Below are 22,657 nucleotides of genomic sequence, written 5' to 3'. Positions count from 1 at the left end.
TTTTTATCGAAAGAATGATTCTAGGATGAAGTTCCTATTTTTCTTACTACTCAGTTATCTTGTTTTTCGATTCGTTCAGAGAGTGCTCTCTCCGATTTCGAAAGAAGGACGAGCCGGATTTCGGGTTATTTTTCCGGATCCTTCGCAGAATGTCGGACGGGAAAAAGATATTTCCGATAAAGCTAGAATTTTAGAAAAAAAAGATTCTGAAAATCGATGAAGAAATCTCCGCTCTCCTTTCCCTTAGCATTGCTCACGTTCTTTATGCTTTCATGCCTTGGTATGAAGGGAGAATTCGGTTGGGCTATTTTGGATGAGGACCAATTGGATTTTCTCGAAAAGCGGATGACCCGCATAAACGAATTCACTCTAACTCGGGATAAGTTGGCTTTTCCAAACGATAAGACATTAGCGTATATTTACAAATTCTCCCGCCTGCCGAATCCCGATGCCGAAACTTACGTTAGCCTAAGCCGATTTCAATTAGGATTTAATGAAATAGAAGTCAGTCGAAAACGTCCGGATCTATCCACATCCACGATTCGAGGGAGCTTTCGCGATCTGCCTACAGGAAAATATCTGCTTAAAGTTTCGTACGATGAGGACGTGATCGATAGCGTCGAGTTTAGGATCGTTTCCTCCCAAGGATCGGCGGAAGAGGATGAGGACGGATCATCCAACTCGGACGATATCGAAAAATATTCCAAGACAAGAAACGGAAAGGATTAGGGAGTGTCGCTCGCAAGCGGATCCCGGGGATAAGCATCGCGGGGAATACCGTCCTCCAGAATTCGATTAATTCTTTCTATATTCCGCAAAGCCAGATTCATTTCGGTTTGAGTCCCGGTTTTTAGAATCTCTTCGTTGAATTTCTTTGCGCCGGCAAAGTCCTTATCGAACTCGAATAAGATGGAAACTCTCTGCATAGCTTTCGTCCCGGGAGAAGTGTCCAGCTTTGTCCGAACGACGTCCATCCTCTCCTTGGTTTCCTCCAATTCCAAACTCTTCAATCGATATTGAGCCATATCCTGATCGTTCGTGCGTTCCAAGAGGCCTTTCTTGATCGCCAATAATTCCTTTTTGCCTTCCGAATATTTACGATCTTCCTTTGCCAAATTTTCACGGAGCTTAGTATAGGAATCGATCGCCTTTAATAATTCCGCCTTTTCTTTGACCGGCTTTTTCTGATATCTGTACAAACGTGAAATTCCCAGATGAGCGAGGGTTTCCATTCTAAAGCGTTCTTGAGAATCGGGAAATGAAAGTTCGGATTCCGTTTCGGTCTCTTTCGCCCTACCCTCCAGCCAATCCGAATAATAGAAAGCACCCTTTTCCAAATTCCCGATTTTAGTTTCGAAAAAATTACCCAATTCAAAGGCGTACAATCCTTTCCGTTTCGGATCGGGTTCGGCTTGGTAATATTTTTCATAATATTCGGCCGCTAAGACGTACTGTTTCAGTTCGGTATGAAGAGACGCGATTTCCCGATAGGTCTGAGCCATCTCGGCGTCGGTTTTATTTTCTTTTAAAGCAAGAGTAAGATATTTTAAGTAAAAATCCAAAGCCTTGGATTTCTTTCCGGCGGAACGCAATTCCTGGGCAAGGTTTAAGACCACCGGAGAATATTCCGGATCCAGTCGAAACGCGATTTCGAGCAGGCCGGCATAGCCGAAGTAGTCCGTGTTTCTCTTATAATCGAATAAAACGAAGATCCCTTGTCCGCTAACCGAAGTCTTGTTAACTACTTTAAGTCTTTCCTTGTTTTCGTTTTCCGCTTCCTTTACGTATTTTGCCAAATCGAATACGGCGCTCGCGTCCTCCCTGGATTTTCTCTTAAAAAACGGATAATAATTTTTCTCGAATGAATCTTTGTAAGAGGCGTCCGCTTGCTTAAGACGTTCTTCGGCGAGCTTTACGTTCTGCCTCGCATCCGCCATATCCTTAGGATCTATCTTTCGTTTGGGTCGGTTTTCCTCGAAGAGAAGCTCCTTCCCTCTTACGTTCGCCGCCTCCAAAACATGAACCTTATCCTTGGCCTTATTCCAATCGATTCCGGCCTGGGAGAGTTCCTTTGCAATCCTCCCATGTCCCCTCGCCTTTTCGATTTCGGCGGTATCGTACAATTCCCTGAGTCGCGACTCTTTTGAGAACGACTCTTCGGTGTGGGCAAAATCCCGGTAGCGTAAAGCGGTACTAGCCTCCTCTAACGCCTTGAAATTCTGCTTTTTCTTGGCGTATTCATGCGCCAAAAGCGAATGAAGTTCGAAGAGAATGGGAGACTCGCGGAGCACAAATCCATCGGCGAGCTTATTCACCATTTTTAAAATCAATAATCGTAATGTATTTCTATCGGTCTTTTCGGTGAAGATTTTTCCGAGTCGTCGTTCTTCTTCTGTGCGCTTAGGATCTACGAATTGCGCGTAATAACGGTCCAAGGGCGCCCGTATCAACGCGATCGGATCGGCGCCTTCCGGAGGATTGGCTAAAGTTTCCTTTAATTTTGCGATATCGTCCGGCGGGATAACTTCATGAGGAAGTTTATAAATCCCGGCGGGATCGAGTCTTTGATCCTGCTCGTCCGCCAAAAGCAAGCCCGCCGACCCGATACAAACCAGAAGCAGCGCGCCCGTTTTCAGGCGGAGAAAATTCATTTTACCGCAGAACCTAACTCCGATAGCTCTTCGGAACCAAGGATCTTCTCGATATCAATCAATATAATAAATCGATCATCTTTTTTACCTACACCGGTAATATATCGAGAGGAAATTCCTTTAACCGAAGGCGGAGGAGGATTGACAGTTTCCGGCGGAAACAAGGCCACGTTTGCGACCTTATCCACGATAATTCCTACCGATTCTCCGCCGATCTTAACTACGATCGCTCGATCGTATTCGGATTCGTGCTCCCTCGGAATATTTAATTTTACTGCGAGATCAACCATTTTTACGACTTTGCCCCGAATGTCCATAATCCCGGCAAAGTAATTTTTAGAACGAGGCACTCGTACGAGATTATTAATTTTAATGATCTCGTCTACCCAGGAAATCGGAATTGCATATTCCTCTTCGCCTAAACTAAACAGAATGTATTGGTGTTCGATTTCGTCGGACATTCCCCCTCCTCAGAAACGGGTGTATCCGTAATAATAGAAGTACGATCCTGAACCTAAGAAAAGCATCACCTTCGAAAAGAGCGGATCGCGTTTCCTCAGTATCCAGTCTAAACCGCCAAAAAGCAAACCGAAAACGGCGAGTGAAAAACCCAGTAAATAAAAATCCAGGTAGGCATACCAAATTCCGACCGCACTCAGGATTCCTAAAAACAGATCGTGCAGGTCCCCCCAGAGCCTGCGACGGATTCTCGGCCATAAGGGCTCAGGAGGGGTTTTATCCGAAAATCTCTCCCAGAAGCCCGGTCCCCTACGAATCCCGAAGACATGGTCGTATTTCGTGGAATTCTCCCAAGGTTTCGACTCTTTTCGTTCCGTCGGAGCTCCTAAGGGTTCGGGAGAAACCCCATAGGCGCCGCCCATAACTTGCAGAGCGTCCTTGTCGGGAAGAGAGGAAACTAAATCACGAAAGGGAGCGAATCTGGAATACAGAGGATAAGAACGGCCCGTACTTAGATCGGTCTCCTTGAGAATCGAACCGTCTCGAATCGTAGAAACATAGATCCTTCCGTTCTCTCCGGCGACCTCTAGTGTCAGACGAATTTTACGATCATGATAATGAAAATCGACTTGGAGAATATCTCCGTCCGGAGTTTTAGCTTGGTAAGATTTTGTATATCCCTTTGCCGGAGGAAACTCGGGTTTCCACCAGCGACGAAGAACGGAATAATCCTGGAACGAGGCCATACAACGTTCCTATCGGTGAATTTCAAAAATTGCTTTAGGTCCGTTTGAGGCGGTTTTGAATTTCGAAGGAAACCTTCGAGTCGGAAAGGTGGGCGGCGAGACCGGGGCTCGCCTATGATGGAAGAGGAACCCGATCTTAAAGTCCGGTCAGTCCCGGTCTATTTGCCTTTCTTCTTATGACGGTTAAGTCTTCTCTTTTTCTTCCTTTTATGAGTCGCGATCTTTCTTCGCTTTCTTTTTTTACCGGAAGGCATTCGGTGCTCCTATGGGTTTCCTACCCTGTCAGCAAATTATTCGGTATACTTTTGTAAACCTTTATTTTTACGGATCTCGGCCACTAGTGTTTTGATTTCTCCGATACCTTCTTTAGAAGCGATGAACAGCACATCTTCCTCTTCCACTACGACTAAATTTTGAACTCCGAGTAAGGCAGTGAACTCTTTTCGAGTCTGAGTTACGTTATTCGAAGATTTGAAAAATAGAATATCCTTTCCGATATGTCGATTTCCTTGCGAATCGCCCGGGAGCACTCTCTCCAACGAAAGCCAAGAGCCCACATCGTCCCAGCCGAAACTCGCTTCCACCATTCGAATCTTCGAACTCTTTTCCATGATCGCGATATCGACCGGTTCCGACGGAAGTAATCGGAACGCTTCGCCCAACTCTCCGGCTTTCTTAAAGGGAAAACGATCCTGAAGCGGTTTTAAAATTCTAGGAGCTAAAGAAGAGAACTCGTCTAAAATCAAACCGGTTTTCCAAATGAAGATTCCGGGATTCCAATAGAAGTTCGTTTTTTTAATGTACTTCAATGCGGTCTTCGCATCGGGCTTTTCGAAGAACGCCTTCACTTCGAATCCGTGCTTGGTAGGTTTACCGGAAGAAATATAACCGTATCCTACTTCAGGGCGATTCGGTTTGATTCCAAGCAGGACCAAATGGTCTTTCGTTTCAGGAATCGCCTTTTGAATCGTTTTGGTAAATTCCTTATCGGAACTGACCCAAGCATCCGCGGAAAGAACTACCTGAACCGGATCGCCGAACATTTCCCTAAAATAGAGAGAGGCCAAGGCGATGATCGGTGCCGTATTTTTGCCTTCGGGCTCGATAATAAAATTCTTTTCCGGAAAATTCCGTTCCTGGGCTAGGATCGCTTTCTTTAAGCTAGGATTAGTCCCGATAAAGATCCGATCCAAGCTAGTGATGCTTAAGGCCCGATTTAAGGTTTCCTTAAGTAAGGTATTTTTAGAATAGACTTTTTGAAGCTGCTTCGGCGTGGAAATTCGGGACCGAGGCCAAAACCTCTCCCCTTTTCCCCCCGCCATAATTAAAACTACGGGTTTTTCCTGACTCATCTCTACTCCACTTCTTTGGGTTTTCGAGCGGTTTGTTTCTTTTTCCCCAAAGCCTTCGGATCTCCGAGAATGGAGTCCACAGGAAGGAGGATTACTTCGACCTTATCTCCCAGGCTTTCGTACAGTACAAACTCTTTCATTTCCGGATTCTTTTTTAAGAAGTCTCGATACGCTTCCCAACGATTTTTTGCGGCGGAAAGCTTTGCCTCTTCTTGAACCAAGAGGAGTTCCGCTTTTTTTAGCGCATCCAATTTTTCCTGTTTTTTGGCCAATAAGTAATTCGGATTTCTTAACAGGTTATTAATCACTAACGGATCCGGAACCTGTAGCTCCACGATCCGAACCGACTCGACACGGAGCCAGGGTAATTGGTTCGAAACACCGATAGAAGCCTCCTTTCTCAGAAAATTCGAGAGTCCGTCCTTTGTGAGATTCAGATTTTTTTCGTCTTCGATCCGAGACCGGAGCAAAGACAGGAAAATCCCCGAGAGAAATTTCTTCCTCGAGGATTCGGAGATTCCTCCGGCGGAAAACCATTTTTTAGATCCTTCTCCCTCTAAGGAAAAAACGACCTCGAACCTGGCCAAAATCCTCCCCTCTTCCGAATCTTTCGGAAACAAGCCGGAGGACAAATCGTAGGAGATTTGCACTTCTTCGGAAAGCGAACGCAATTCTTCCTTTAGAACTTTATGATCCCAGAATAAATACACCCGAGGTTCGTAAGCGAACCCGGGCCCACGTATAAAGGACGATACTCGAGAGTCGGATGACCAGGAAACGAGAACTTCTCCGTCCCCTATAATATAAATTGGATAGACGATTCCGACTAGGATTCCTCCTAACAGGAGGAATAGAAAAGCTCTACCAATCCATCGAATCATCTAGGCAGAAGGAGTTTCCTTCGCCGCTTCTTCGGTATATAGTTTGATCACTTTGGAAGGAATGATGGTAGAAATCGCATGTTTGTAAACTAAACTCTGCTTATTTTCCTGCTCCAGGATGATTGTAAAATTATCGAAACTTACAACCTTTCCTTTTAAAGGAACTCCATTCAGAAGGTAGATGGTGAGCTCCAATTTTTCCTTCCTTGCAGTGTTAAGGAGTTGGTCCTGGATATTGTTTTTAGCAGACATAGGTTTTATCCGTTTTATATATTTTGTATATTTTTATACGCTTCGCTCGGTTTCACGGGAGTCAAGAAGGCTTGCTTCCTGAACCAAGTGATTTGTCGTTTGGCGTAATTTCTGTGGGATTGGCTTAAATTCCCTAAGAATGTCTCAAGATTGGACTTTCCTTTAATATTTTCAAGCGCGAAATTATAACCAAGCGACGAGAGCCCGGGACAACTCTCGCCGTATTTGTCGGCGACTCTTTTAGCTTCCTCGGCCATTCCGCCCGAGATCATTTTCCGGGCCCGTTCGTCGATCCTGCGATACAATTCCTTACGATCTAAATCCAAAAAATAACCTCGAAGAATATTCAAATTTCGAGTATGTAAGGCGCCCGATCCTTCTTTGATTTTTAATTCGGACCATCGAACTCCCATTAAATTAACTTCCAAGGCTCTACCATATCGATAATCATCATTCGGGAATATTCTTTCTAACGCGACCGGGTCTAATTCGCGGAGCAATCTCGTTTTTTCCTCCATCGGAAATGATTCTACACGAGCGCGAACTTCCGGACTAATCTTCGGAACATCAAACATTCCGAATAGAAATGCATTCAAATAAAACCCCGTACCTGCGGTCAGTACGGGAATCTTTCCTTTGGAGACGACCGTATCCAAAGCCTTTTCCGCAACGTTCGTATATTGAGCCGCATCGATCCTCTCGGCAGGAGAGATCAAATTCGTTAGGTGATGCCGAATTCTCTCCAGATCCTGCGGAGACGGAGAAGCCGTTCCGATCGGGAGTTCTCGATAGATTTGCCGGGAATCAAAGGAAAGAATCTCGAAACGAGAAGGGTCCAATTCCGAGACCAGAGCCGTCTTACCCGCGCCAGTCGGCGCGGCCAGGATTATGATCGAAGACTGGGAGCGGATTATTCCTCCTCCTCTTCTTCGTCCTCCTCTTCTTCCAGAGGTTCTTCCACGATGGCTTCTTCGTCTTCGAAACCGACTTCCGCATCGTCTTCCACGATCGTATCCTCGAGAAATTCCTCCTCTTCGATACGAGGCCGAGCGGCCGCCCGACTTTTGACTACTGGTCGTTTATTTTGATCGGCACCGCATTTTGGACAGATCTTATCTTCCTTATTTAAATCGTAAAATTTAGTTCCACAAGTATGACAGGTGAACTTTTTACCCAACGGATTTGCGGAAATTTTACTTCCTGCAAAAGATCTCTTTGCGAACGATGAGGATGATACGGCAGGCTTTGCAGAAACTGCGATTTCCTTCTTTTTTGCTGCGACCTTCTTTTTCGGAGCCGGTTTTTTTACCGGAACTTTCTTCTTAGGGGCCACTTTTTTCTTAGCCGTTTTCTTAGCGGTTGCCATTGGAATTGACCATCGTGGAATACACAAAACCGGATTCAAGCAGAAAAACCTATTTGAAATCTAGTTTCCGATTCCCTTTAGATATTAGGAAATGAGGCCAAACGGAAGCAAATGACCAAGCTGAGCGTGAACGTAAATAAAGTCGCAACTCTTCGCAATTCTCGCGGAGGAAACCATCCTGATATTTTGCATATTTCTAGATTGATTCTAGACGCGGGAGCTCACGGGATTACGGTTCACCCCAGAGAAGACGAAAGGCATATCCGGAAATCCGACGTGTTTTTGCTTAAAAATTTCTTAATTTCGTATAATCAATCCAAGAACAGAAAAATAGAATATAATATGGAAGGAGAACCGTCTCCTCGATTCTTGGATTTGGTCCTGGAAGCAAAACCGGACCAGGTCACGTTAGTCCCCGTTACTCCGGGGGAAATCACTTCCGATCACGGTTTCGATCTAAAAAAAGACGGGGACGCGCTAGGAACTTATATTCGGAAATTTCATGATGCAAAAATTCGAGTTTCCTTGTTCGTGGAGACAAATCTCGAAAATTTAAAGTACGCTTCGGACACCGGTACGGACCGGGTGGAATTTTATACGGGTCCCTTCGCAATGGCGTTCGATTCTTCTCGGGAAGAAGGGGAAAAATCCTTCCAGGCGTATCGAACCGCCGCCGAAGCCCTCCTCGCTACCGGAATCGGAATCAATGCCGGCCACGATTTGGATCAATTCAATCTGCTTCTTTTTTCCAAGCTGCCCGGTCTTTTGGAAGTTTCCATAGGACATAGGTTGATTTCCTACGCATTGGAGGTGGGAATCACTGAGTCTGTACAGGCCTATCTGAAAGCTCTTTCGCCAAATCCTTAAACGTGGAGAAGTTCGAATCCTCGGACAAAAGCAAATACGCGGCTTTTTTAAGGTGAAGTGCCAGCTGTTTGGAAGCCGGAGTTTCTCTCGATAAATCCTCCAGCCCTTGTTTGAAGGAAACGATATGCTTTTTCGCAGAAGCGATATCCCTCAAGGGGAGGGCCTTGCGCAGTTCCTGCCAGGAGCGAGTGGCTTTATTTGCGGAGGATTCTTTCTGGTTTCTCCCGAATTCCCCCGATAGATCCCATATTTTCCGGAAGGGATGATTCTTTTCCAACGTTTTATAATATTCTAACGAAGGTTTTATCGAATTCGATTTTGCCTCGGCAATGAAGGATTTATCCAGCCCGCAATCCGCAAACAATCCTCGGCTCAAGGATTCTTTGGAAATTTCCCCGGAGGCGACCAGAGGAGCAAGAAAAAGGTACGCGTCGTCCTTCCGACCTTCTTTACAGGCCCGAATCGCGGAGATCAGTGAAATTTCACCCTGATCCAAATCGGAACGTTCCCGATTATCCTTTGCTAAGGCGGTTTGAAACGCCAATTCAGCATATAACGGATCTTTAGGATTGGCCGATTTAGCGCGGATCGCATATTCTATCGCTCCGTCCAAATCTCCCAACGATTGATATAGAACGGATAAATTATAGCAAGCAAGCCCTCGATCGCTTCGAATAGAACGACAGGTGGATCGCAGTAATTTCAAGGAGGAAATCCTTTCCTCTTCGGTTCCATAAAAATCCAAGATCGCCTGCTCCTGGATTAACTCGGAACCGAATCTTCCGCCTCCCGGAACGGAAACAGACGAACAGCCAAAGGTTCCCGAAAAGAGAAAAATAATGATCGGAAAAATGAGAAAGATATTCACGTATGTTTGTCCATTCATGGTAGATCGGTCGAAGGATAGATCGCCTTTTCGGGGGAATGTATTGACAGACCCCGTACGAGGTGGAAAATGTTCGAAAATAACCCGACCGGCAAGAGGAACCGATTTGAAAAGCCTGAGATCACTCTCTTTCTCCTTCGTCTCCGTCGTATTATGTACGAGTATCTTCTTTTGCGAGCCTTCCTCTGGACACTCCAAGACTACCGCAGATTTCACTCTTAAAGATTTTGACAGTGTAGTCAAGACCGTTGATCGAAGTTATATCGATAAAAACATAGATAAAAATCGTGCATACAAGGACGCAGCGATCTTCGCTCTATTCGCGCTCCCGCATGCATTATATCTTTATCCCGAAAGCTATTTTAAGGACCGGGAAAAATACGAGGAGCCGGATGATATTTTTCCCGGTAAAACGTTCAAATTATCCTCCGAAGACAAGTTTGTCGTTTTCGATCCCGACTACAAAGAAGTCGAAAAAATCAGAGATCGAAAGTTAAAAGAAGAGGCCAATAAGCCCAAACTTTCCGGGGAAGAAGTGATCAAGCTAGTCGAACGGGAAAAAGTAAGAAAAGCCGTTTTGTCCGCAAAATGGGAGCAAACGAATTTCTCGAAAAAAGACTTCGATCGGGTGCTAGCCTTCATTGAAAAGAATCTTCAAAATTATACGACTCCTCCCTTAAAGGATCCGTTCGGAACGGAAGAAACGAAAGATAAGGAACCCTTTTCCATCAAGGACGTTTACCTAGCTGCAGCTAACGGATATTTATCATCTCTCGATCCGCATAGCCAGGTATTTCTAAAAGCCGTTTGGGAAGAATCCATGGCGAAGATAGAAGACGGGAGCTTCGAAGGCATCGGTGCGATTTTAAGCGGAGGCGGAAATAAGGAAGTCGTGGTGGAAAATCCGCTCGAAGGCAGACCCGCCGTCAACGCGGGTGTTCGCGCAGGTGATGTGATTCTTGCCGTCGACGGAAAATCGGTAAAAGGAATGATCCTGGATAAGGTTGTCGAGCGAATCAAGGGGAAGAAAGGCTCCACCGTCAGCTTGACGATCCGACGCAAGGGAACCTCCGGCACGTTGAATATAGACGTCGTACGAGATACCATCGAAATTAAGAATATTGCAAGTAAGTTGATTGAAGGCCATAATCAGATCGGTTATATTAAATTAACGGGCTTTGTTAAGTCGGATCCTTCCGTGGATAAGGAGTTCGTAATTCACTTTAAGGACCTGGAAAAACAAGCCCAGGCCAAAGGAACTAAATTAAAAGCTTTGGTTCTGGACCTGCGAAATAATCCGGGAGGATATTTGGACCTGGCTATCGACTTAGCGGATATGTTCATCACAAATGGACTCATAGTTTCCGTTAAGAGCCCGAACCGAAGTCCCGAAGACTCGAACGCGAAGAACAGGGACTTAACCGATCTTCCGGTCGCGGTGTTGATTAACGCCAAGTCCGCCTCCGCCTCCGAGATCGTCGCATCCGCCTTGAAACACCATGGACGAGGATTGATTTTAGGCGAACGTTCTTTCGGAAAGGCTACGGTTCAGAAGTTGCAGGAACTGCCGGGTAACGGAGCCTACTACATAAAATTAACGCAGTCTCGGTACTACGCCCCGTCCGGAAATACGATTCAGGTAGTCGGAGTAAAACCGGATGTAGAGGTTTCCGCGGAAGAGGACGGAAGCTTTCCGTTCCATTATCGCGAGGAAAACATGTGGAATCACCTTCCGGAATTACCTTCCGCCGCGGAAGAAAAGAGCCACTTCGATGTGAAGAAATTGGAAGCTTGGGTCAAAGCTAACGGCAAGGCCGAAAAGTTCATCCAAGAACATAAGAATGACCCGATTAAACCGGATTACCAATTGATTCGGTCCATCGATTACGTCGAGGCTCTCATGAATACTGGAGCCAACAAACGTAAATAATATATAAAGCGCTATGGAACGACATTCGTTCTATAGCGCAATCCGGGGATTTATCCATGCCTAGAATTCGTACCGATTTCCTTATCATCGGGACCGGGATTACCGGACTTTTTCAAGCTCTCAAACTTTCTCCCTTTGGAGAAGTGACGATCATCACCAAAAAATCCGATTATGAATCGAACACCAATTATGCCCAGGGAGGAATCGCCTCCGTCTTTGCGGAAGGCGATAAGTTCGAGGATCATGTGCGGGATACGCTGGAATCCGGAGCGGGACTTTGCGATCCGGAAGCGGTTCATATTCTCGTCCAGGAAGGTCCGGCCCTCGTCCGCGAATTGCTAGACTACGGCGTTCCGTTTAACTTGGACGCCCAGGGAGGTTTCGATCTCCATCGAGAAGGCGGACATGGAACAAATCGAATCGTTCACGCCCACGATCGGACCGGGCGGGAAATAGAGAAAACTCTATTAGAAAACGTTAAACAAAATCCGAGAATTCGAATTTTAGAATATCATACATTGGTGGATTTGATCACACCCCATCATCTCAAGAGAAAAGGACTTATCTGTTTCGGGGCGTACGTACTTTCCAATCATACCGGAGAAGTGATTCCGATTCTTGCTAAGCGAACCGTTCTCGCAAGCGGAGGAGCCGGACAGGTTTATTCTCATACTACGAATCCGAAAATTGCGACGGGCGACGGCGTTGCGTGTTCTTATCGCGCCGGTGCCATAATTAAGAATATGGAATTCTACCAGTTCCACCCTACTTCGCTTTATCACGAAAAAGGCGATTCGTTTCTCATTTCGGAGGCGGTTCGCGGAAAGGGCGGGATCTTGTTGACTATGGACGGGGAGCCGTTCATGAAAAAGTATCACCCGATGGCCGACTTGGCGACCCGCGATATAGTAGCTAGGGCGATCGACGCGGAAATGAAACGCTCGGGAGATCCCCATGTCTGGCTGGATATTTCGCACAAGCCGGCCTCGGAAATCAAGGCGGCCTTCCCTTCCATTTACGAAAAATGCATGGAATTAGGGATCGATATCACTTCCCAACCGATTCCGGTGGTCCCTGCCGCGCATTTTATGTGCGGCGGAGTCGCGACCGACCTACACGGAAAAACGAATATCGAGAATTTATATGCCGCAGGCGAGGTGGCCTGCACGGGAGTTCATGGCGGGAATCGTCTAGCATCCAACAGTTTATTGGAATGCCTCGTTTTTTCGAATCGTATCGCACAGGACGTGGAACGAAATCCTCCTACTTTCCTGCCCGAACACGATCAGATTCCCGCTTGGAATAAGGAAGGGTTGGTAAACACCGAAGAATGGGTCTTAATTTCCCATGATCTATTAGAAATTAAGAATACGATGTCGAATTACGTCGGAATAGTCCGATCCAACCTTCGTCTGGAAAGAGCTCTCAGAAGAATGGATTTGATATTTTCGGAAGTCCGAGACTATTACAAGCGGACGATTATTACCGCCCCTTTACTGGAATTGAGAAACTTGGTTTTAGTCGGAGAGTTGATTATAAGGGCTGCCCTTTCTCGAAAGGAAAGTCGTGGATTGCACTATTCCACGGATTATCCCGAAAATCGCGCCCCTTCCCGTCACGACACCATATTGCGGGACGATACCGTTCTGCGGGAATAGGCGATTCTAATTCTTTTAATAAATAAGCCTTATTAAAAGACATGGCTAAAATTCACGAAAAGCTGTTCGTCTTCCCTTGATTTTGCATAGTCGATCATGATAATCGTAGCCTGATTCCAAGCGATACGCAAACCTAACCCTTCGGAATATTTATACCCTTGAGTTCCGATCTTGTGCTCGTCGTCCCAAACCCGCCCGAAATCGAAGAATGGAACGATATTAAAGGCAAAGTATTCGCTTCCAACGGAGGCTTCCCCGAATTTCCAACGAATTTCCAAGTTCCCCCAACCCATTACCCTGCCCACGAATCGATCCTGTTTGTATCCGCGTAAGGTCCGCAAACCTCCCAAGCCTCCGATGACTCCTTCCGTTCCCCACAGATTCCTATATTCAAAAAATGGAGTATTCCCGTCCGTTAATCCCATTCCGAAACGGCTGGCGAAAACGAGCTTATCGAAAACTTTCGGAAATGGACTATAAAAGAACTTACCCTGCGCGAAATATTTCTGGAAATCGAAATCCGAGCCGATCGCCTTACTGGACTTTTCGTACGTTCCTTCCAGAAAAACTCCGCTGTTCGGGTCGGGTTCGAAATCTCGAGTATCATACACTAGTCCGATTCTGAGCGTATTCACAAAGCCGCCCGCGTATCCCAAAATTTTTCCCGCTTCCTGATCTTGTGTGAGTCTAGTTTTACCGTTCGGAACTTTGGCACCATAGTTTAAAGGATCCCCTCCGAGCAAAGGGTCATGACCTTGTACGAACTTACCGTCGAAAGTATGAACGATATTATCGGAAGCCTTAATTCCCGCGACCAGACGAACGGTTCCCCCGACATAGGATCGCTCGGTGCTTAGGTTAATCATAGGAGTTTGAATCTGGTAGCGGTTGTACATACGGTCGGTAACCACAAAGCCCGGGTGACTAGGAATTCCGGCATAGGTGTTATTCCCGTACCGAACGGGATCCTGAGGACCTCCGGGACGCCAGTAATCTAGATTCTGAGACTGATCCTGGTACGTCGCGTTCGTGTTCAGGTTTCCCCCAGGCTGATTTCGATCATGATAACTTAGATTTTTCATGGAATCCTGTCCGATTCCGAAATATAAAGTGGTCGGAGTGATCGTCAAAAATGCATCCGCCCTCAATCTCCATTGCGTATTTGCAATAAACGGCATGTCCAAACTGAGCTGGTGATATTGGGCATTCTTATTCGTATCAAAATACTGCGCAAAGAAACGGACTCGATACGGAGTGTAGTCGAATAAAGGGTCGCTCTTTTTCCCGTTGTTATATGCGTACGCTCGAACTCCGTAGCCTATCCCTTCGTTCGGATCCGAGTTAATCAGAGGCAAGCCGGTCGGATACCAACCTTCTTTTTTTTGATCCAGATCCTTTTTACATAACTGTTTGCTCGGGTCCATCGGAAACGGTAGATTCGATCGGGGTGTCGGTTTTTCGCAACCTCCGGTCGGAGGAGGTGCTTCCGCTCGAACGGATTCGAACGCGTACAAAAGAGTAAGCAGGCAAGCAAGATCTCCGATATTTCGAATCTTCCTGGAGCGGCTCATTGATTCCCACATTTTCAAATTCATAAGATAGATACGCAATTTTTTAAAATTGTCAAATATAAATCGTGACCAAATACTCGCATTCTCATAACAAGACCGACTAACTCGGAGAGCGACGCGAACGGAGATAAGCCTCGCAAAGAACGAATCGAATCAGCAAGCATTTTAGAATTTTATAAAAATATAAATAACTCGATCCATCCTTCGTTATTAAACGAATAGCGGTCAGGGGCGAACACAGCGGATATAATAACGATTAGTTTTGTTGGATGCATTGTCCGTTCCGAATTTATCTCTCGCAAATGAAACGGCTCGAGCAGTTTGATTGGAAGGGTCCTGTTCGTTGGCCCAGGAACTCCAATACAGATCTTCTATCGTGTCGGGAAACTTCAACAGCATCTCGGCGCGACTCGAGGAACTTAGCAATTTTAGCTCCGTATAACTCGCCACTCGCCAGTTCGAATATCCCCCTGTCCTATCTCCCGAACAACTAGTATAAGCCTCCGAACTACCGGCCACCCCGATCTGGGAAACCGGAACTAACGCTTTGGGTAAACTTACCGCGTTACAGGCATCGTTGTTTAGATTACAGTACTGCAATTGAACGGCGCCCCATCCGTTGTTTATAAGACCGCCTCCTTCGCAGCTATAACCCCCCGACGTGGCAACATAGGTCTGTCCCTGGGAACAAATTTTCCAAGTCAACCCGATGGAAGAATCCGTGATCGTTCCGTCCCCGTTAGATCGATACGTGCTGAAGAATAACGCACCGGCCAACAATACGCTTGCGTCCTCATTCAAGAAACCTTGAGTCTCCTTATCCTTTTTTTGTTCGCAGTTTGCGATTGCAAAAAACGAAATCGAAAGAACGAGGGTACATTGAAGGATCGATGAAAAGAAAATGGTTAACTGGTTCTTCATAAATAATACTCTATTAAAATGCATGATTAAAGTTTATAAAAAGTTGTTTATCTTCTCGAGAAACAGCGTAATCGATCATGATAATCGTAGTTTGGTTCCAGGCAATCCGGAGTCCCGTTCCCCTGGAATATTTATATCCCTGGGTGCCGATCTTATGTTCGTCGTCCCAAATGCGGCCGAAGTCGAAGAAGGGAACGATATTGAAGGCGAAGTGCTGCCCCCATATCGAAAATTCCGCGAATTTATATCGAATCTCCAAGTTTCCCCAACCCATCGTACGACCCACAAATCGATCTTGTTTATAACCGCGAAGAGTCGTGCGGCCCCCAAGACCGGAAATCACACCTTCCGTTCCCCACATATTTCTATACTCGAAAAAGGGAACGTCGCCTTCGGTAAGCGAGAAACCTCCCCGGCCCGCCAATACGAGTTTATCAAAAACTTTCGGGAACGGGCTATAGAAGAATTTAGCCTGAGCGAAATATTTCGAATAATTGTAATCGGATCCCATCGTTTTGGTCGCTCTTTCATAGGTCGCCTCCATGAAAACACCCTGGTTGGGATCAGGTTCCAAATCGCGAGTATCATACACTAAACCCAAACGAATAGAATTCACATTTCCGCCGTGGTACCCTAAAATCTTACCTGCTTGCTGATCTTGCGTCAACTTTGTCACACCGTTATAGACCAACCCACCCGAATTGATAGGCCATCCGTCCAAAATCGGGTCGTTCCCCTTTACTTGCGTCCCGTCAAACGTACGAACGATGTTCTGCGAAAACCTAGCTCCCGTAACAAGCCTAACCGTTCCGCCTAAGTAAGAATGCTCCGCGCTTAAGTTCGCCGTCGGAGAAATGATATTGTATCGATTGTACTGCCCGTCGGAAACCCTAAATCCGTTCTGCGCGGGAAAACCGCTATACGTTCCTCCACCTAAGGCGACTGGATCACCGGGACCTCCCGGTCTAGTATAAGCGAGATTTTGTTGCTGCTGCGTGAACGTTTGGTTCGTATCCAATTGCGAACCCGGTTGGTTACGATCGTGAGAACTTAAATTTTGAAGCGAGGATTCCCCGACGCCGAAGAATAAAGTATTCGGGTTTGCATCGTATACGCCCTCGCCTCTTAACCTCCACTGAGTTCCAAAAACGTACGGCGCGTCGAATGCGACGTCTTGGTATTGTCGATTCTTGGTCGTGTTAAAGTACTGAGCATAGATACGAAATTTATACGGCGTGTATTCGAAAAACGGATCTTCTCTCTTTCCATTATTATAAGCGAAGATACGTACACCGTATCCCACGCCGCTATTCGGATCCGAATTTAGAAGCGGGAGCCCGGTCGGAAACCAACCCTCCTTCTTTTTTATTAAATCCTTCTTACAGAGTTGCCTCTGTTGGCTAATTGGAAACGGGAGATCCTTACGGGCCTCGGGCTTTTCGCATCCGCCGATGATATTCTGCGCGGATATCGGTTCAGCGAATCCAAAGGTGATCAGTCCGATTAAAGCAAGACAAACAAGAAAATTCTTCATTCAGAGCCCAGGTAATAAAATACGATTTCGCAAGTTATAGTTGGGTAAGAAGCCATGTCAAATTTATTCCTGGAAAACGGGGAACCGTTGCTGGTTTAAGTGGGTCTTTCACAAATTTTCTAGATTCGAGTCCGTACAATCGTTCGAAATAGAATTGTAATCTTGAACAAGAAGAAAGTTTAAGCTCTGCACCAAAAACATGTTTTATATCTCATAATTCGAGATCGAAATAAACGTCCTTCTTCTCTTTCGATACTAAGAGTCCGAGACGATGTAAGAAATGAACGAATGTTTAAACGCATTCCTAAAAAAATTCGCACCGTAATAAGAGCAATGAATGCTTGCGAAAGGATAGAAGCGTTCGAGAACAATACTTGGGTTTCTTTTTCGCTTCGAAATTGATTCGGCGGAAATACTTCCCGTTGGAGCGACTAACGTTCCGAGCGGCACCTGCTATGGAAGGCAATCTGAATGGCGATTCCGAAAATTGGAAAAAGGATTACGAATTCAGTATTAAAATTATCTGATCCTGGGCTACTAGTTCGCCTGGAGATGCTTTCAATTCCTGGACCTCGGCGTCTGCGCCCGCCTTTAAAGCGTGCTCCATTTTCATTGCCTCGACGACGGCAAGTACCTGCCCCTTCTTTACGGAATCGCCAGGTTTTACTTCGACTTTAATTAGCTTTCCAGGCATCGGGCTTTTAATTTCGTTTTGCGCAGCATCGACTCCGCTAGTTTCTTTCCCCTTCAAGAAAAACTGAAAACTGCGTCCTCTAGTATGGATGAAAATTTTCGCGCCGGAAACCAACGCGATAGAGCCGTCGGGAAGCGAAAAAGTCCCTTCCGTCTCTCTTGTCCAAGAATAATGGGAAAGCAGGGTTTCCCAGCCGGATCGAGGATCAAAGACTCTTGCGGAAGACGAAGACTCTCCCAAATCGAGAAGGTACTCCGTTTCCTTCCAGCGAATTCTGTATAAGTTACTCACGAATTCACTTCCCATAAATCCCTCGAGCCCAATGCCTCCCAGATAGACGGCGCTTTTTTTCTCCGAGCGGCAAGTAGGGAGGCGACTTTTTCTAAAGCATCCTTCTCTTCCCCGTTCTCGCCGACGGATATCGAGTATTGTTCCAGAAAATGAGTATGGGTATGTCCATTTGCGAATTCAGGATGAACCAAAATCCCTTTCAGATACGGAACATTCGTAATAGGCCCGAACACTACCGTATTTTCCAGCGCACTGATCAGATTTTTTCGGGCATCTTCCCTACTCTTGCCCGATCCGATTACTTTCGCCAACATAGGATCATAATATAAGGATACTTCCGAACCGGTAACGACCCCGCTATCCACGCGAATATTTTGTCCTTCCGGAAAGGAAGCAAATTCGATCTTTCCAATCGAGGGAAGAAATTCATTCTCCGGATCTTCCGCATAGACCCTAGCTTCGATGGCATGCCCTGTCTGATTCGGTTTGGAGCCCTTTAAGAGTTCGGGTAAGGTTTTTCCTTCGGCGATGCGTATCTGCCACTCGACTAGATCGTATCCGGTTACGATCTCGGTAATCGGGTGTTCCACCTGAAGTCTTGTGTTCATTTCCAGAAAATAAAAATTTCCGTCCTCGCCGAGGATGAACTCCACCGTGCCTGCGCCGAGATAACCGATGGACTCCGCCGCCTTAACGGCGACCTCGCAGATCTTGTCCCGCAAATTCCGATCCAAATTCGGAGCAGGTGATTCCTCAATGACTTTCTGGTGTCTACGTTGGATGGAACATTCCCTTTCGAACAGATGGAGAACGTTGCCTTTGGAATCCCCGAAAACCTGCACTTCTATATGACGCGGATTGGTAATGTATTTTTCCAAAAATACTCGGGCATCCCCGAATGCGTTCTTCGCTTCTCTCTGAGCGGATTCAAGAGAATGGTAAAATTCCGATTCGGAATACACTCTCTTCATTCCTTTTCCGCCGCCGCCGGCGCTCGCCTTAATCATCACCGGAAACCCAATTTTTTTGGCTTCGCTTATTAATAATTTTGGATCCTGCGAATTCCCATTATATCCCGGAACAACCGGAATTCCGGCGAGCACCATCGCTTCCCTGGAACGAATCTTATCTCCCATCAAATCCACGCTCTCGGGACGAGGACCTAAAAATAAGATTCCTTCCTTAGCGAGTGCGAGAGCAAATTCGGTTCGTTCCGAAAGAAATCCGTAACCCGGATGCACGGCATTTGCGCCGGTTTCCTTGACCGCCTTTAAGACCGATGGGATTGAGAGGTACGATTTAGAGGGCTCGGAAGCGCCTAGATGATAGGCAAGATCGGCTTGTCGAACGAAGGGAGAATTTTCATCCGCATCCGAAAAAACTGCGACGGTTTTAATTCCGAGTCGTTTGCAGGTCCTTTGGATCCGAAGAGAAATCTCACCCCGGTTCGCAATGAGCAATGTGTGGATCACTTTGGCTTTACCGGTTCGGGCTCTCTTTGTGTTCCGATCTGTTGATCCAGAAGGGCCTTCTCCTGAATCATAACTTCTTGCAAGGATTCTCTAAACGCTTCCCAGGTTGCAAAACCGTTCGGCTCGAATCTCCCGACATACTTATAACCCACCGTTACGTTCATCGGATCCGTTTGATACCGGGCGATCCCGGATTTGAGAACCAAAACGACCGGAATTCGATTTTCGAAAGCGATCTTGACCATTCCCTTCACTAACGGTTGGATCGTCTCCGAATACGTATTATGGCCTTCCGGATACACGATGTACGAAGTCGTATCTAAACCTTTCAGTAGTTTTCGAACGGAGACTGCAATCGTAGTCGCCTTGGACGTCTCGAATACCTGAGAACCCATGGCCTTCATCCACCAATACGCTACTAGAGTTTTCTTAATCACCTGATTCGCAAGATAAGGTTTATTCACCACCAGGCAATCGTACGGGAAATCGATCTCATTCACATGATTTAAAAAAATCATATGTCCGGTTTGCGGAATCGCAATCTCGTTCGTAAGAATCAGTTTCGTTTTCGTCATCTTACGGACGGACTCACCCCACAGAGCCGAACCTTTCAAAAAAGAAATATATTGCTTGGAACGATTCCCGATCAGAGAATAATAAATTCCTTTAATCATGGAAGGTAAAGCGGTGGTTAATACCAATCGGACCGTAATCAGATAGGTTCGTAAAACGAGTTTCTGGTATTCCTTCGAGAATCTACCCAGTCGACTTTCCAAAAACTTGAATGGACTCATGCATGGCTATGCTCTCGGAGAGGACGCCGTCTGGAAAGTACTTTCTGTAAGCGTAACCGACTCTCTTTTATTACGAAACGAATGAAACGGTAATAAATAGGAATGCCGTTCCTTTAACGAACGGCATTCAGAACGAACTTCGAAATTTGGAAAAGAACTACTCGAGAAGTTCCTTAGACCAAGACGCTTACTTATTCGGGTTCGCGGGTTGGGTTGCTTTCGTTTTCCCCGGAGGAAGTTTATCTCCAACGAGAGCTTTTCTCTTTTCGGCATCCCATCTCAGATACAAACGACTACTGATCTCGTCGTCATACACCCTGCCAAGAATATCCACCGCATCCCTGCGGTATTCATCCGGAATTCGTTTATCAAATACGGGGCTCATTTTTGCATCCATACGGACTAGAGGATTCTGCGTGAAATCGTAGGTAATTCCTTCGATTGAAACGACTTCCGCGGGAGTGATTTCCCCGTATTCGTTTTTCAGCTCTTCCGTCTTAGCATCGGATCTTTGAATAAAGTAATTATCATACGGATACTTCAATTTAAAGATATTGACCGCATTGGCTCTTGCATCCCGGCAGAGATTGATGGCTCCTAAGTAATATTCGATCCGATATTTGCGATGGCTAGGTTGAAGCTTTTGGTGTTTTTCCAATTGCTTCTCGATTTTTAGCGCGTTATTTCTGGTTTCTTTCGCTTCTCCCAAAAATTGATAACCTAGTTCCATATTCTTTTCAATCGTGTATTTATTGGTTACGTAATGATACTCGCGTGGGTTGTACATTCTCCGGAAATGAGGTGCTTCGCGATTTTCCTTCATATCCGCGCGAATATAACTCCCCTGTCCGTATTCGACTGCGATATCTACAAGAGCCTTGTCCTGCGGATTGTTTTGGTTTTTTCGTTCAATCGCCGTTTTCAATATTTCTTCGGTTCTTTCCACATATGCTTGGGAAATTTCTTCCAGCAGAAGTTCCATTCCCAATTGCGCTTCCAAGAAACGACGATAGGAATTTACGTGATTCCCTTCAAAGTAGTAGAGCAATCCCTCTTGGTACAGACGCTTCAACTCTTTGTATTTCCCGATTCGATCCCCTTCCGATTGCGGCGCAGCCTGACCTTGCTGGTTCTGGGGCGTTTTTGGCTCGCCCGGATAATTCCGGACGATCGGCTCTATCTCCCGTAAGTAGGTAAGGAGCTCGACCCGTTTCTTATATGCCTTCATCGAAACGGCTTCGCCGTGGAGGATTGCGGGCGCGATAAACATCGCGATCGTGAAAACGAGTAGTTTCTTCATTGGCGGACCTTTTCTTTACTATCTCCCATAAGAGACCGGGTTCAACCCGAAAATCGTGCTTTTCTTCTTAGTCTATCGGTTAGAATACGGTGAGAATTGACGCTTCCGGCTGGATTTTTCCGGAAATTCTCTAACTAATGACAGCAATCGCACTAGCACAAGGTAAGAAAATCTCCTTCCGCAATAAGGAAGACACCGTTTGCCCCGTATGCAACGAAGTTCACCAACGGGAGAGCATGTTTCAAGGTGGCGGGCGCCTAATTGCCGGTCGACTTACCCAGGAATTACGTCGCCTCTACGAAAAGAACAAAAAATTCGGCCGGGTTAGTCCGAACGACTATGTTCTCAATGTTTGTCCTAGATGCCTGTACACCGCATTCCCCAAAGACTGGTCCTCTTTAGACATTGATGAAAACACAAAACTAAGAGAAAGTGCGGAAACCCGCAGAAAGAATATCGAACTAATCTTCGGTCCTCTTGATTTTTACCAGGACAGAAATCTAGTTTTAGGAACGGCATCCTACTTATTGGCGATCGAATGCTATCAAAGCAGAAAAGTAAACGTTGCCCCGACGCCCAAAAAAGCCGTCTGCGCGGTGCGTGGAGCCTGGTACTTCGACGACATGCATGCCGAATTTCCCGAAATCGGATTCGATAGGATTCGGGACCTCCTCTACCAGAAAGCCGCCGGTTGGTATACGGAAACGATGGAAATCATGCAATCCGGTTCCGAGCCGGTAGATGCAGCTTCTTATTTGTTAGGTCCCGATACGGATAAAAACTGGGGGTTTGACGGGGTCATTTATCTTTCCGCATACCTTACGATGAAATTCAAAGACGAATTGGCTTCGGATCCTCAGTCCAAACTGAATCTGCTGGTTCGAGCCAAACGAACTCTTTCTAGACTGTACGGTTCCGGGAAAGCTTCTAAATCCAAACCGTCGGTAATCATCGATATGGCAAAAGAATTGTACGATGAGTATAACAAGATCATCGATGAGATGGGAGGAGAGAAATAACCCTTTCCCTCCC

At 46.1% G+C, this 22,657-nt stretch carries 21 protein-coding genes; 5 read left to right on the top strand and 16 right to left on the bottom strand.

The annotated features are described in order from the left end of the window. Window positions 1-216: 216 nt before the first annotated feature. Window positions 217-729, top strand: coding sequence for an LIC_12238 family plasminogen-binding lipoprotein (locus LEP1GSC047_RS06680; RefSeq protein WP_010411424.1), 513 nt, complete (start codon window positions 217-219; stop codon window positions 727-729). On the opposite strand, the gene LEP1GSC047_RS06675 is transcribed toward LEP1GSC047_RS06680, so the two are convergent. The 8 genes from LEP1GSC047_RS06675 to LEP1GSC047_RS06640 all read right to left on the bottom strand — a co-directional run bounded on the left by LEP1GSC047_RS06675 (window position 726) and on the right by LEP1GSC047_RS06640 (window position 7,707). Beyond that, a complete protein-coding gene (locus tag LEP1GSC047_RS06675) occupies window positions 726-2,651 on the bottom strand; it encodes a hypothetical protein (RefSeq protein WP_010411427.1) in 1,926 nt (641 codons plus the stop codon). The genes LEP1GSC047_RS06680 and LEP1GSC047_RS06675 overlap by 4 nt on opposite strands. Further along, on the bottom strand, window positions 2,648-3,112 hold the full coding sequence (locus LEP1GSC047_RS06670; RefSeq protein ID WP_010411432.1) for a chemotaxis protein CheW: 465 nt from the start codon (window positions 3,110-3,112) through the stop codon (window positions 2,648-2,650). Before LEP1GSC047_RS06670 ends, LEP1GSC047_RS06675 begins: the two co-directional genes overlap by 4 nt. A gap of 9 nt (window positions 3,113-3,121) precedes the next feature. Next, window positions 3,122-3,856: a hypothetical protein gene (locus LEP1GSC047_RS06665; RefSeq protein ID WP_010411434.1), complete on the bottom strand. Its 735-nt coding sequence runs from the start codon at window positions 3,854-3,856 to the stop codon at window positions 3,122-3,124. Between the two features lie 290 nt (window positions 3,857-4,146). Further along, entirely contained in the window at window positions 4,147-5,208 is a 1,062-nt protein-coding gene (locus LEP1GSC047_RS06660; RefSeq protein WP_010411437.1) for a mannose-1-phosphate guanylyltransferase, read from the bottom strand. A gap of 2 nt (window positions 5,209-5,210) precedes the next feature. Further along, on the bottom strand, window positions 5,211-6,089 hold the full coding sequence (locus tag LEP1GSC047_RS06655) for a hypothetical protein (RefSeq protein ID WP_010411440.1): 879 nt from the start codon (window positions 6,087-6,089) through the stop codon (window positions 5,211-5,213). After that, window positions 6,090-6,341, bottom strand: coding sequence for an RNA chaperone Hfq (gene hfq / locus LEP1GSC047_RS06650; protein ID WP_010411443.1), 252 nt, complete (start codon window positions 6,339-6,341; stop codon window positions 6,090-6,092). 14 nt (window positions 6,342-6,355) lie between these two features. Next, window positions 6,356-7,231 carry a tRNA (adenosine(37)-N6)-dimethylallyltransferase MiaA gene (gene miaA / locus LEP1GSC047_RS06645; RefSeq protein ID WP_052580637.1) on the bottom strand — a complete coding sequence of 292 codons (876 nt, stop codon included), beginning with the start codon at window positions 7,229-7,231 and terminating at the stop codon, window positions 6,356-6,358. A 20-nt stretch (window positions 7,232-7,251) separates the two neighbouring features. Next, entirely contained in the window at window positions 7,252-7,707 is a 456-nt protein-coding gene (locus tag LEP1GSC047_RS06640; protein WP_010411448.1) for a TIGR02300 family protein, read from the bottom strand. 111 nt (window positions 7,708-7,818) lie between these two features. On the opposite strand from LEP1GSC047_RS06640, the gene LEP1GSC047_RS06635 reads away from it, so the two are divergent. Then, window positions 7,819-8,574 (top strand): pyridoxine 5'-phosphate synthase, encoded by a 756-nt coding sequence (locus tag LEP1GSC047_RS06635; RefSeq protein WP_010411452.1) that lies wholly within the window; start codon window positions 7,819-7,821, stop codon window positions 8,572-8,574. Here LEP1GSC047_RS06635 and LEP1GSC047_RS06630 read toward each other — a convergent pair. Beyond that, window positions 8,525-9,442 (bottom strand): hypothetical protein, encoded by a 918-nt coding sequence (locus LEP1GSC047_RS06630; RefSeq protein WP_010411457.1) that lies wholly within the window; start codon window positions 9,440-9,442, stop codon window positions 8,525-8,527. The two genes, LEP1GSC047_RS06635 and LEP1GSC047_RS06630, sit on opposite strands and share 50 nt — an antisense overlap. A gap of 124 nt (window positions 9,443-9,566) precedes the next feature. Here LEP1GSC047_RS06630 and LEP1GSC047_RS06625 point away from each other — a divergent pair, with 124 nt between their 5' ends. Then, on the top strand, window positions 9,567-11,390 hold the full coding sequence (locus LEP1GSC047_RS06625; protein ID WP_020988526.1) for a S41 family peptidase: 1,824 nt from the start codon (window positions 9,567-9,569) through the stop codon (window positions 11,388-11,390). Between the two features lie 56 nt (window positions 11,391-11,446). Then, complete coding sequence (nadB, locus tag LEP1GSC047_RS06620; RefSeq protein WP_010411464.1) at window positions 11,447-13,048, top strand: L-aspartate oxidase; 1,602 nt, start codon at window positions 11,447-11,449, stop codon at window positions 13,046-13,048. Between the two features lie 32 nt (window positions 13,049-13,080). On the opposite strand, the gene omp85 (LEP1GSC047_RS06615) is transcribed toward nadB, so the two are convergent. The 7 genes from omp85 (LEP1GSC047_RS06615) to LEP1GSC047_RS06580 form a co-directional block, all read right to left on the bottom strand. Beyond that, the gene (gene omp85, locus LEP1GSC047_RS06615; protein ID WP_020988422.1) at window positions 13,081-14,619 is read right to left on the bottom strand and encodes an Omp85 family outer membrane protein; all 1,539 of its coding nucleotides are present in this window, start codon (window positions 14,617-14,619) and stop codon (window positions 13,081-13,083) included. A 225-nt stretch (window positions 14,620-14,844) separates the two neighbouring features. After that, the gene (gene lsa25 / locus LEP1GSC047_RS06610; protein ID WP_020988338.1) at window positions 14,845-15,540 is read right to left on the bottom strand and encodes a surface adhesin Lsa25; all 696 of its coding nucleotides are present in this window, start codon (window positions 15,538-15,540) and stop codon (window positions 14,845-14,847) included. Between the two features lie 13 nt (window positions 15,541-15,553). Further along, window positions 15,554-17,074: an Omp85 family outer membrane protein gene (gene omp85 / locus LEP1GSC047_RS06605; RefSeq protein WP_010411470.1), complete on the bottom strand. Its 1,521-nt coding sequence runs from the start codon at window positions 17,072-17,074 to the stop codon at window positions 15,554-15,556. Window positions 17,075-17,573: 499 nt separating this feature from the next. Next, window positions 17,574-18,059, bottom strand: coding sequence for an acyl-CoA carboxylase biotin carboxyl carrier protein subunit (locus LEP1GSC047_RS06595; RefSeq protein WP_020988482.1), 486 nt, complete (start codon window positions 18,057-18,059; stop codon window positions 17,574-17,576). Then, complete coding sequence (locus LEP1GSC047_RS06590; protein WP_020988421.1) at window positions 18,056-19,531, bottom strand: acetyl-CoA carboxylase biotin carboxylase subunit; 1,476 nt, start codon at window positions 19,529-19,531, stop codon at window positions 18,056-18,058. The genes LEP1GSC047_RS06595 and LEP1GSC047_RS06590 overlap by 4 nt, the downstream gene beginning before the upstream one ends. Beyond that, entirely contained in the window at window positions 19,528-20,325 is a 798-nt protein-coding gene (locus LEP1GSC047_RS06585) for a lysophospholipid acyltransferase family protein (RefSeq protein ID WP_010411480.1), read from the bottom strand. Before LEP1GSC047_RS06585 ends, LEP1GSC047_RS06590 begins: the two co-directional genes overlap by 4 nt. Window positions 20,326-20,512: 187 nt before the next feature. Continuing rightward, window positions 20,513-21,625 (bottom strand): LIC11274 family protein, encoded by a 1,113-nt coding sequence (locus LEP1GSC047_RS06580; RefSeq protein WP_010411483.1) that lies wholly within the window; start codon window positions 21,623-21,625, stop codon window positions 20,513-20,515. Window positions 21,626-21,762: 137 nt separating this feature from the next. Here LEP1GSC047_RS06580 and LEP1GSC047_RS06575 point away from each other — a divergent pair, with 137 nt between their 5' ends. Beyond that, complete coding sequence (locus tag LEP1GSC047_RS06575) at window positions 21,763-22,644, top strand: DUF2225 domain-containing protein (protein WP_010411485.1); 882 nt, start codon at window positions 21,763-21,765, stop codon at window positions 22,642-22,644. Window positions 22,645-22,657 lie beyond the last annotated feature (13 nt).

The organism is Leptospira inadai serovar Lyme str. 10, assembly GCF_000243675.2.
In the GTDB taxonomy this organism is placed as follows: Bacteria; Spirochaetota; Leptospiria; order Leptospirales; family Leptospiraceae; genus Leptospira_B; species Leptospira_B inadai.
The sequence above is the reverse complement of the archived record's forward strand: the minus strand, read 5'-3'. Positions and strand labels throughout refer to the sequence as shown.